The organism is Desulfovibrio sp. (assembly GCF_047607245.1).
In the GTDB taxonomy this organism is placed as follows: domain Bacteria; phylum Desulfobacterota; class Desulfovibrionia; order Desulfovibrionales; family Desulfovibrionaceae; genus Desulfovibrio.
In genome coordinates this window covers 1-10,133 of the sequence record NZ_JASGDK010000183.1, presented here as the reverse complement: position 1 = coordinate 10,133, position 10,133 = coordinate 1, and the positions used below count along the sequence as shown (strand labels likewise).

The following is a 10,133-nucleotide window of genomic DNA, read 5'->3' as shown; positions in this document are numbered from 1 at the left end:
TCAGTGCGCTGACGGTGAGTGCAAGCGGTCTCGACAAGGCCTTGGCGGCGGTTACTGGTGTTGGCCCCATGGCCACATGCGATGTCCTTATAATAGGGTCAGGCGGCGCAGGCCTGCGCGCTGCCGTAGCCGCCCTGAAAAAGAACCCCAAGCTCAATGTGGTGGTGGTCAGCAAGTGCATGCCTTCGCGTAATGCCACCTGTATGGCAGAAGGCGGCATCAACGGCGTCACGGACTTCAGCAAGGGCGATTCTTATGAATTGCACTGCTATGATACTGTCAAGGGCGGCGACTACCTTGTGGACCAGGATGCCACCCTCAAGTTCTGTGAACAGGCTGGCCCCACCATTCTGGAGCTGGATTACCTGGGCATGCCTTTCTCGCGTACAGAAGACGGAAAGGTAAAGGCGCGTCCTTTCGGCGGCGCATCCAAGGTGCGATGTAATTATTCCGCTGACAAAACAGGGCATATTGTGGCCCATGTGTGCCTGGACGAAGCCCTGACCCGTGGTGTCAAATTCCTGATGGATCACGAGCTGCTGGACCTTGGCGTTGATAATGGCCGTTGCGAAGGTGCGGTACTGCGCAATATCCGTACTGGCGAAATCGCTCCCGTTCGCGCCAAGGCCGTGGTGTTGGCAACGGGCGGCTATACCCGCATTTTCTGGAACCGCACGTCTACTCCCTATATTGCCACTGGCGACGGCGTGGCTGCCGCCCTGCGTGCGGGGGTTCCCTTTAAAGACCCGGAAATGATCCAGTTCCACCCCACCGGCGTGGTACACGGCGGCGTGCTCATTACCGAGGCCGCACGCGGCGAGGGCGGCTACTTGCTCAACAACAAGGGCGAGCGCTTCATGAAAAATTACGCGGCAGCCAAGATGGAACTGGCTCCCCGTGATATTGTAGCCCGCGCTATTGAAACTGAAATCCGCGAAGGGCGCGGGTACGGCCAGGGGCTGGAATCTTACGTGCTGTTGGATCTGGTGCATCTGGGCAGAAACAAGATTATTAATGATCTTCCACAAATACGCCACGTCGGCAAGTTGTTCGAAAACATAGATCTGGTGGATAAGCCTATGATTATCCGCCCCACAGCCCACTATTCGATGGGCGGCATCGCCGTGAGCAAGTTTGACGACATGTCTACGCCTATGCCCGGTCTGTTCACCGCTGGCGAGGCTTCTTGTGTGTCCATTCACGGCGCTAACCGACTGGGAGGAAACTCCCTGGCAGATGCCGTGGTTACGGGAAAAATCGCCGGGGATGGGGCTGCGGCCTATGCCAGCCTGGCAGATCAAAATGCCGGCAAGCATCTGTCTGATCTGTCTGATCAATGGAAGAGCCGTTTCAAGGACGTCACCAGCGGCGGAGACGCCAAGGAAATGTACGCCCTCCGTGAAGAAATGGGCGCTCAGCTTTGGGATAATATGGGTATTTTCCGCACCCAGGCCAAACTGGCGAACCTGAACGACACTCTGGCCGAAATGCGCTCACGGTATGACGCCCTGCGCGTGCCCAACGCCAGCCCTGTCTACAACACGGTGTTTACAGAGTATGTTGAACTGGGGAATATGCTGCAATTGGCCCAGGCTGCCTGCCTTGCCGCAATGGAACGCAAGGAATCCCGTGGCGCTCACACGCGTGAAGACTTCCCCAAGCGTGACGATGCCAATTTCCTCAAGCACAGCATGGTCAGTATGGACGAGAGTGGCAAACTGCACATGGGCTGGAAAGATGTGGAAATCACCAAATTCAAGCCTGAGGAGCGGAAGTACTAATGGCTACTCTAATTATTGACCGCTTTGACGGCAAAAAACACTACGAGCAGAGCTACACTCTTGCCGCCGAGGATATGGCGGGCAAGACTGTGCTCAACACCTTGTTGTTCATCAAGCAGACTCAGGACCCCACGTTGAACTTTACGGCCTCCTGCCGTTGCGCCATATGCGGCGCGTGCGGCGTGAGGGTCAACGGGCATGCTATTCTGGCCTGCGACACCAAGATGGATGACCTTGTCAAAACCTATGGCTCAGACACTTTCCGCATTTCGCCCCTGGCCAACTTCAAGGTTATCTCCGACCTGGTGGTTGACTGGGAGCCCGCGGTGGAAAACCTGCGCAAAATCCATCCCGGCATGGTGGCCAAGTCAGAATTCTCCGAGAAGGAAGGCTGCCGTCAGACGCAAGCGGAGTTTGACCGCATCAAGAAGCAGTGGGACTGCATTATCTGTGGTTGCTGCGCGTCAGAGTGCAACAAGCTTACGGCAGATAACCGGGATTATATGGAACCCTTTGTGTACACCCACGCCTGGCGGGTGGCCAATGATTCACGCACCAAGGATCCGCTGGTTCACGGCAAACCCGCTGTATCTGGCGGTTTGTGGAACTGCGTGCACTGTCAGGAATGCGCTAACCGCTGCCCCAAGGGCATCAGTTCTGCTGACGACATCGCGGCCATGCGCTCCCTGGTCATGTCCAAGGGGCTGACTGACGGCGTTGGGCCTGCCCATGCCAAGGCCTTTTATACGGACCTGGTGGAAGATTCTGGCCGGCTTAACGAGGTGCGGCTTGCGTTGCGCACCGAGGGTGTCAGCACCTTGGGCCGTGCGGGTATGGCCATTACCCTGCTGCGTCAGGGCAAGATGAACCCCCTGGAAGTCTTTGGTGGCGAGACCATTGAAGGCCATGACGCTCTTGTGAAGATGATTGAGGCGGCTCACGCCGCTGCGAAGGAGTAACCGTATGCAGACCGAATATGCTTTTTTCCCCGGCTGCGTGCTGACTCAGGCCGCCAAGGAATCCAGAATGGCCCTTGATGCCGTGGCCCCCATACTGGGCATCACCCTCAAGGAAATTCCCGGCTGGAGCTGCTGCGGCGCTTCGCAGGCTCAGGACGTGGACCATGTGGCCGCTCTGGTGGCCAATGCTCGCAATCTGGCACTGGCTGAACAGATGGGACTGCCCGTGCTCACATCATGTAGCACCTGTCTGCTCATGCTGCGCCGTGCCAAGGCAGAGCTGGACGGCGGGCAGAAAGACCGCATCAATACCTTTCTTGCCAAGGGAAATATGGCTTACAAAGGCACCAGTGATGTCACCAGCCTGCTTTGGGTGCTGGCACAGAACGCTGATGCGCTGAAGGCCAAGGTTGTCAAGCCTCTTACTGGGCTCAAGGTGGCGGCTTTCTACGGGTGCCACAGCCTGCGGCCAGAATCGGCCCTGGGATTTGAAAGCTCCGTCAATCCTTCCAGTTTTGAAACGGTTGTCAGCGCAGTAGGGGCGCAGACCGTTCCCTTTGCCAAAAGGCTGGACTGTTGCGGCTTCCATGCCGTGTATCCGGCAGAAAAATCTGTCATGCATATGACCAGCGAAATTGTTAATGACGCGTCGGGCGGCGGGGCAACGTGCATTGTGACTCCTTGCCCCCTTTGTCAGATGCAGCTGGACATCTATCAGGATAATGCCCAGGAATTGAGCAAGTCCAAAGCGCGCGTGCCAGTGTTGCACCTTTCACAGTTGGTGGGTCTTGCTTTGGGCGTGCCAGCCAAACAGCTGGGGCTCGACTATAACGTCATTGATGCTACAAAACTTGGCTAGAAACTGTTTGTAGTCGCGTTTTTTCAGTTACAGCTTCAGGCGGCCCTTTTCTTTTTGGTCGCGTACACAGCAGTACGCTTCCGTCATGAAAAGGGCCGCTTTTTCTATTTACAGGGGACGTTGGCTTGAAACGCCGCTGGTAGTGCCTTGGTTCGAAGCGCTAAGCCATATGGCATGGTCAGCACTTGCGGTTTTTTGCAGGCAGTCAGGCTGCGGCAGGTTGGCAAAAAATAAACAAAAATCAGGCAATGATGCTGTGTTCTGTCAACGCCGCCAGTTTCGACTGGCGGCGTATTTATTTTGTCCAGAACTGCACGGTATTGTTTGGCGTTGTTCTGTTCAATGTGGCAAGCGAAAGTTCAATATGTTGTTTGGCAATGTAGAGTGGCAATGCAGAACATGTAGAAGATTGCGTTATAACGATTGTGAAATTGCAAAACATGCTTCGGGCAGAGCAACACAAAAAGGAGCAGAGCAGCGCGGCGGCGCGGCTATAAACCGATAGAAATGATCAGATTTAAAGGGAAAGCAGCTTGCCGCAGGGAAAATTTGTAGACTGTTTAAACAATGAATGAAGTATTTTTCTTTCTTGTTGACGCAAAATGACAGTTCGTTTAACTCTAGAAAAAGGTGAATGCATTGGCAAGGAAGGAGGAAACACATTAGTTTTATGTTGTGAGGAACTCTCTCAGGGTGAAGATTTTCACAACTCACAATGTAGTGGGGCAAAAATTATGAATACACTTGTCTTTTGCTGTGTGGCGTTGCCGTTTGTTGTAGCGCTTGTAATCTATTTCACACAGCTCGACCGTACCCGCAAGCTTCTCGTGCCTGCAGCGGTTGCGGTGATGGCTTTGGCAGCCGTGATTATGGGCGCTCACGGCACATTTCGCCTGGAGGCTGAAACATTCTTTGGCGTGCCGCTGGACAGTCTGTTCAGTCTGCTTGACCTGTTGTTACTGCTCTATATTCTGGGACTGGGCTGGAAACTGGGCAGCAGAACAGTCATGGGCATGACGGCGTTGCAGCTGGTGGGCCTGCTCTATCTCAAGTTTGTTCTGGCGGACAGTTCCGCACACATCACGGCCTTCGCGCCTGATGGTCTTTCGCTTATCATGGTTATCATCATTACCGTTGTGGGTGGACTCATCACCATCTATGGCCTGGGCTACATGGATATTCATGAAGAGCACCTGCATTTGCGCGTATCGCGTAAACCTCGTTTTTTTGCTATAATTTTCTGTTTCCTTGGGGCCATGAACGGCCTTGTGCTTTCCAACAACCTTTCGTGGATGTTCTTTTTTTGGGAAGTAACAACCCTTTGCTCCTATTTGCTTATCAGTCATGACCAGACGCAGGAAGCCAACGCCAATGCATATCGCGCCTTGTGGATGAACGTTCTTGGCGGCCTTGCATTTGTATCGGCCATGCTTTTCGTTCAGAAGAGCCTTGGCACCCTGTCTACCGAAATTGTTCTGCACAAGATGACCGCTATGGATGTAAAGAGCACTGCCATGCTGCTGCCCTTTGCATTCTTTTGTCTGGCGGCCTTTACCAAGTCAGCTCAGGTGCCTTTTGAAAGCTGGCTGTGCGGCGCTATGGTGGCCCCTACACCGGTTTCGGCCCTGTTGCATTCCGCTACTATGGTCAAGGCGGGAACCTACCTTCTGCTGCGTATGGCTCCAGCCTTTGCTGATACCACCATGTCCACGATTGTGGCGCTTTTTGGCGCATTTACCTTTGTGGCAACCTGTATTCTGGCAGTCAGTCAGAGTAATGCCAAAAAAATTCTGGCCTATTCCACCATTGCCAACCTGGGCCTGATTATCGCCTGCGTTGGCATAAATACCGCCGCGTCAATGATGGCGGCCACTACCATCATCATTTATCACTCGGTTTCCAAAGGTCTACTTTTCATGTGCGTGGGCGCTATTGAGCAACGCATCGGGTCGCGTGACATCGAAGACATGCGCGGTCTGTACAGCAAGATGCCCCGCACGGCCATTATTACGGCAATCGGCATTTTCACTATGATGCTGCCGCCATTCGGTATGCTCATCGGAAAGTGGATGGCTATTGAAGCTATCGCGCGCGCCACTCAGGCTATGACGCCCATTATATTCTTCATTGCCCTCGGGTCGGCCTTTACGGTGCTGTTCTGGGCACGTTGGGCGGGTATTCTGGTTTCTTCGGCAAATCTGCATGAGCGTCCGTCATACGGAAACCCCAAGGCCACGGTTATGTTCGCCCTGCGTTCGCTCTGCGGTCTTGCCATCGTGTTTTCCTTCTTTTCACCGATGGTGCTGGAAACTTTTGTCGAGCCTTCTGTTTCTGGCGTATACGCCCGCTTTGGCCTCAAGGCTGAAGGGTTCATACCCGGCGCGTCGCTTACGGGCGGGGCAGGGTATTTCTGGATTTACATGCTCTTCATTCTGCTTGGCCTGGGAGCCTGGATTGCCTGGAAGGTATCCAGAAAGGTACCTGACGGGGCGCATGCACAGCCGTATTTCTCTGGTCTGACACAGGAGCAGGCAGGGCAGATAGGTTTCAAGGGCCCCATGAATGCCTTTGAACCCGCGCGCTTGTCCAACTTCTATCTGACCCAGTACTTTGGCGAAGGCACCATCACAAGGGCCATTGATATTATTTCCACGGCCTTTCTCATCGTTTTGGTAGGAGGTCTGCTCTGATGCTGTCCATCCTCAGTGCTGTCGGCGGATTGATCTTGTCGCCATTTGTGGGAGGGTTGCTTACCGGGGTGGACCGCCGTCTTACGGCGCGTTTGCAATCGCGCCTGGGCCCGCCTCTGCTTCAGCCTTTTTACGATGTGCTCAAGCTGTTTGGTAAAGAAGCCAATGTTACCAACGCCTGGCTTGTTTTCAGCACCTATATGACGCTCATTTCCTCAGCTTTGGCGCTGCTCATTTTCTTCATGGGCGGCGACCTGTTATTGCTGTTTTTCGTGCTCACCGTGGGCGCTGTTTTTCAGGTGGTGGGCGCGCTGTGCGTGCCTTCGCCCTACAGCAACATAGGCGCCCAGCGCGAGCTTATGCTCATGCTGGCCTACGAGCCCATTCTTATTCTGGTTTTCGTTGGCTTTGCCATGTGCACGGGTTCTTTCTCCATTGAAGCCGTGTTTTCACAGGAACAGCCTCTGTTGCTCAAGATGCCGTTGCTGTTCCTGGCCCTCGGCTACGCCCTGACTATCAAGCTGCGCAAGTCGCCCTTTGATATTTCAGCCAGCCACCACGGGCATCAGGAATTGGTCAAGGGCGTGCATACCGAATACTCCGGCCCCTTCCTGGGCATCATTGAAGTGGCCCACTGGCTTGACCTTATACTCATCCTCGGTCTTTGCGCCATGTTCTGGCACACCAGCGTTATCGGCATGGCCACACTGGTGATTGCCTCGCTGTTTACAGAAATACTCATTGATAACATCACGGCCCGGCTCACGTGGCAGTGGATGGTGCAGAAGAGGTCTTTGCTGCTCGGCATGGGATTGGCCCTGGTTAATCTTTTATGGCTGTATGTGGCGTAAGGAGGCAGGCATATGGGTTTTATAGACAAGATGATTAAGCGGAGCCGGCTGAAGTCTCCCTGGATTGTCCATTTCGACTGCGGCTCCTGCAATGGTTGTGATATTGAAGTGCTGGCCTGTCTCACACCCATATACGACGTTGAGCGCTTCGGCGTAGTCAACGCGGGCAACCCCAAACATGCAGACGTTCTGCTGGTGACCGGAACGGTCAACCACCGTAACCGTCACGTGCTCAAGCAGATATACGATCAGATGCCGTCACCCAAGGCTGTGGTATCTCTTGGTGCGTGCAACCTTTCCGGCGGTGTTTTCAAGGATACCTATAATGTGCTCAACGGCGCGCATACCATCATTCCCGTTGATGTCTTCGTGCCGGGCTGCCCGCCCAAGCCTGAAGCCATCATTGATGGCGTGGTTGAGGCTCTGGGCGTGTTGAAAGCCAAGATGGGCATGGGCCCCGTGCCCCAGGCCACCTTCATGCCCGGCGACGAAGACGGAACGCCCGCTGGCGCACTGAACGAAGAAGCGCCCGCTTCTGAAGACGACAAGTCACTGCAAAACGCGGGTTAGCCCGGAAAGGATACAGCCATGTTTTTTGAAGCCAAAGACGTGACGCCCGACACGCTGCTTGCTGAAGTGCAGCGTCTGGCCAACGCCAAATGCCGTTTTGTCACTATGTCGCAGACGGTCGTTGACGAGAACACACTGCGACTGTTCTATCATTTTGACGAAAACCTCACCATGTCCGACCTGCGCCACAATCCTGAAATGTGCGTATGGGCGCCCACGGACGCCAAGGGCATGGTGCACCTGCGCATGGATGTGAACAAGGACGTGCTCATCCCGAGCATCAGTTCCATCTATTTTTGCGCAGTGCTTATTGAAAACGAAACACAGGACCAGTTCGGAGTACGCTTCGCGGGCCTGCCGCTGGACTATGAGGGCGGTATGTATCTGGAGGGCGAAGTAACCCACGCCCCGTATTTTACTATGACGACCGTCCGGCGTCCCGCCGCGGCTGCCAAGGATGACGCCAAGGCAGAGCCCGCCAAAGGAGATCAGGCATGAGCAACCGCACCACAGTGATTCCTTTCGGGCCGCAGCATCCCGTGCTGCCTGAGCCGCTGCATATCAAGTTTGTGGTGGAGGACGAAACCGTTGTGGGCGCCATACCCCAGCTCGGTTTTGTGCACCGTGGCCTGGAAAGCCTCGTGCGCACCAAAGACTATAACCAGATGGTTTTTATTGTAGAGCGTATCTGCGGCATCTGCTCCTGCATCCATGCCAACTGCTACTGCAACGCTATTGAAGACATGATGGGCATCACGGCGCCGCCGCGTGCCCAGTTTCTGCGGGTAATCTGGTCGGAACTGCACCGCATCCATTCACACCTTTTGTGGCTGGGCCTCTTTGCGGATGCCTTTGGCTTTGAAAGCGTGTTCCAGCAGTTCTGGCGTATCCGTGAAAATGTGATGGACATCTGTGAAGCCACAGCTGGCAACCGCGTGATCCTGTCCGTCAACGTAGTTGGCGGCGTGCGCCGTGACCTTGAGCCCGAGCAGATCCGCTGGATGCTTGGCCGTCTGGACGAACTGCAAAAAGGCATGCGTGAGCTGACGACGACCATGCTTGATGACTATACCGTGCAGGAACGTACCCGCGGCATAGGCTATCTCAGCAAGGACGACGCCCGGCTTCTGGGCGCGGCGGGGCCCACCCTGCGCGGCAGCGGATGGGAAATTGACGAGCGCATGCACGGCTATGCCGCCTATAGCGACCTTAACTTCATACCAGTCGTTGAACACGATGGCGACTGTTACGCGCGGTCCAAGGTGCGCTTTTATGAAGTGCTGCATTCTATGGATCTTATACGCGAGGCCCTGAATCGCCTGCCGGAGAGCGAGCTTACCGTCAAGGTAACTGGCAATCCTGATGGCGAATCCATCTTCCGCGTGGAGCAGCCGCGTGGTGAACTGTTCTATTATATACGTGCCAATGGTACAAAGCATCTGGAACGCATGCGTGTTCGCACGCCTACCTTCGCCAACGTTCCGCCCCTGCTGCACATGCTGCCGGGCTGCAAATTGCCCGACGTGCCGGTCATAGTGCTCAGCATAGATCCGTGCATTTCCTGCACAGAGAGGTAGCTCATGTACATGCTTAAAAATGTGTTGCGCAACCTGTCGGGCAAACCGGCTACACGGCTGTATCCGCTTGAAGAGCGTGAGCCCTTCCCGGCCTACAGGGGCGTAATCACCAACGATGTTGAACGATGCATATTCTGCAACACCTGCGCCAGAATTTGCCCCACAGATGCCATCACTGTTGACGCCAAGGCAGGGCAGTGGGTGTACGACCCCTTCCTGTGCGTATACTGTGCTGCCTGTGTGGAAAAATGCCCTACCAAATGTCTGGTGCAGCAACCTATCCACCGCAAGCCCTCGGTTACCAAGTTCCGGGTACTGCGTACGGGAACCCCGCGCGTTAAAAAAACTGCTGCCGCCAAAGCTAAGGGTGAGGCCAGCACCAAGGAAAAGACTGAAAGCGAATAATGTGGCGATGCAGCCACGTGTGAGCGCATAATACAAAAAGCCGCCATTTGGCGGCTTTTTGTATTATGCCTCATGGACCGCGGCTTTGGCTGGCTCACTACAGCGCCAGAGTATTTAAGTTTTTGCAAAGCTAAATACGCCAGGGCTGTTTCTAGGTAAATGACATTGAGGCAGGGCAAGGAAAGTGCTTTTTACGAAAGGAATGTGCTTTTGCGGTACATGACGGGAGTAAAAAACGGCCTTCTGACGCAGCCAGTTGAACAAAAAATTGTTTAAGAACGGTCTCTTAACGCTACGAGAGAATATCCCGCGCCATAATGCCACGTGAGTTCTGCCAACAGCTGCATTTTGGGTGGACGGCATTTTGAACTGCTTCACACCTCAAAATTAGTCTGCTCAACGGGAGTCTGCCTCAATAGCAACGACTGGCATAGAAGTAAC

The 10,133-nt window shown here is 54.5% G+C and carries 10 protein-coding genes; all 10 read left to right on the top strand.

The window, feature by feature from the left end; all coding sequences use genetic code 11:
- Positions 1 to 1,781 (top strand): FAD-dependent oxidoreductase (locus QM579_RS13445; protein ID WP_414999639.1); only part of this gene is annotated, 1,781 nt, incomplete at its 5' end.
- A complete protein-coding gene (sdhB, locus tag QM579_RS13440) occupies positions 1,781 to 2,740 on the top strand; it encodes an 8-methylmenaquinol:fumarate reductase iron-sulfur subunit (RefSeq protein ID WP_414999638.1) in 960 nt (319 codons plus the stop codon). The genes QM579_RS13445 and sdhB, both read left to right, overlap by 1 nt.
- Positions 2,741 to 2,744: 4 nt before the next feature.
- Entirely contained in the window at positions 2,745 to 3,599 is an 855-nt protein-coding gene (gene sdhE / locus QM579_RS13435) for an 8-methylmenaquinol:fumarate reductase membrane anchor subunit (RefSeq protein ID WP_414999637.1), read from the top strand.
- 85 nt (positions 3,600 to 3,684) lie between these two features.
- Positions 3,685 to 4,104 (top strand): hypothetical protein, encoded by a 420-nt coding sequence (locus QM579_RS13430; protein WP_414999636.1) that lies wholly within the window; start codon positions 3,685 to 3,687, stop codon positions 4,102 to 4,104.
- Positions 4,105 to 4,333: 229 nt separating this feature from the next.
- Positions 4,334 to 6,289, top strand: coding sequence for an NADH-quinone oxidoreductase subunit L (locus QM579_RS13425; RefSeq protein WP_414999635.1), 1,956 nt, complete (start codon positions 4,334 to 4,336; stop codon positions 6,287 to 6,289).
- A complete protein-coding gene (locus tag QM579_RS13420; RefSeq protein ID WP_414999634.1) occupies positions 6,289 to 7,140 on the top strand; it encodes a respiratory chain complex I subunit 1 family protein in 852 nt (283 codons plus the stop codon). The genes QM579_RS13425 and QM579_RS13420 overlap by 1 nt, the downstream gene beginning before the upstream one ends.
- Positions 7,141 to 7,152: 12 nt before the next feature.
- Positions 7,153 to 7,710 carry an NADH-quinone oxidoreductase subunit B family protein gene (locus QM579_RS13415; protein WP_414999633.1) on the top strand — a complete coding sequence of 186 codons (558 nt, stop codon included), beginning with the start codon at positions 7,153 to 7,155 and terminating at the stop codon, positions 7,708 to 7,710.
- Between the two features lie 18 nt (positions 7,711 to 7,728).
- Positions 7,729 to 8,208, top strand: coding sequence for an NADH-quinone oxidoreductase subunit C (locus QM579_RS13410; RefSeq protein WP_414999632.1), 480 nt, complete (start codon positions 7,729 to 7,731; stop codon positions 8,206 to 8,208).
- Positions 8,205 to 9,287: a nickel-dependent hydrogenase large subunit gene (locus QM579_RS13405; protein ID WP_414999631.1), complete on the top strand. Its 1,083-nt coding sequence runs from the start codon at positions 8,205 to 8,207 to the stop codon at positions 9,285 to 9,287. Before QM579_RS13410 ends, QM579_RS13405 begins: the two co-directional genes overlap by 4 nt.
- A 3-nt stretch (positions 9,288 to 9,290) precedes the next feature.
- Complete coding sequence (locus QM579_RS13400) at positions 9,291 to 9,692, top strand: 4Fe-4S binding protein (protein WP_414999630.1); 402 nt, start codon at positions 9,291 to 9,293, stop codon at positions 9,690 to 9,692.
- The last annotated feature ends 441 nt before the right edge of the window (positions 9,693 to 10,133 follow it).

Bases quoted from the DNA above. Each gene is read 5' to 3' on its own strand.
- sdhB (WP_414999638.1), top strand. From the start codon at position 1,781: ATGGCTACTCTAATTATTGACCGCTTTGACGGCAAAAAACACTACGAG.
- sdhE (WP_414999637.1), top strand. From the start codon at position 2,745: ATGCAGACCGAATATGCTTTTTTCCCCGGCTGCGTGCTGACTCAGGCC.
- QM579_RS13430 (WP_414999636.1), top strand. From the start codon at position 3,685: ATGAAAAGGGCCGCTTTTTCTATTTACAGGGGACGTTGGCTTGAAACG.
- QM579_RS13425 (WP_414999635.1), top strand. From the start codon at position 4,334: ATGAATACACTTGTCTTTTGCTGTGTGGCGTTGCCGTTTGTTGTAGCG.
- QM579_RS13420 (WP_414999634.1), top strand. From the start codon at position 6,289: ATGCTGTCCATCCTCAGTGCTGTCGGCGGATTGATCTTGTCGCCATTT.
- QM579_RS13415 (WP_414999633.1), top strand. From the start codon at position 7,153: ATGGGTTTTATAGACAAGATGATTAAGCGGAGCCGGCTGAAGTCTCCC.
- QM579_RS13410 (WP_414999632.1), top strand. From the start codon at position 7,729: ATGTTTTTTGAAGCCAAAGACGTGACGCCCGACACGCTGCTTGCTGAA.
- QM579_RS13405 (WP_414999631.1), top strand. From the start codon at position 8,205: ATGAGCAACCGCACCACAGTGATTCCTTTCGGGCCGCAGCATCCCGTG.
- QM579_RS13400 (WP_414999630.1), top strand. From the start codon at position 9,291: ATGTACATGCTTAAAAATGTGTTGCGCAACCTGTCGGGCAAACCGGCT.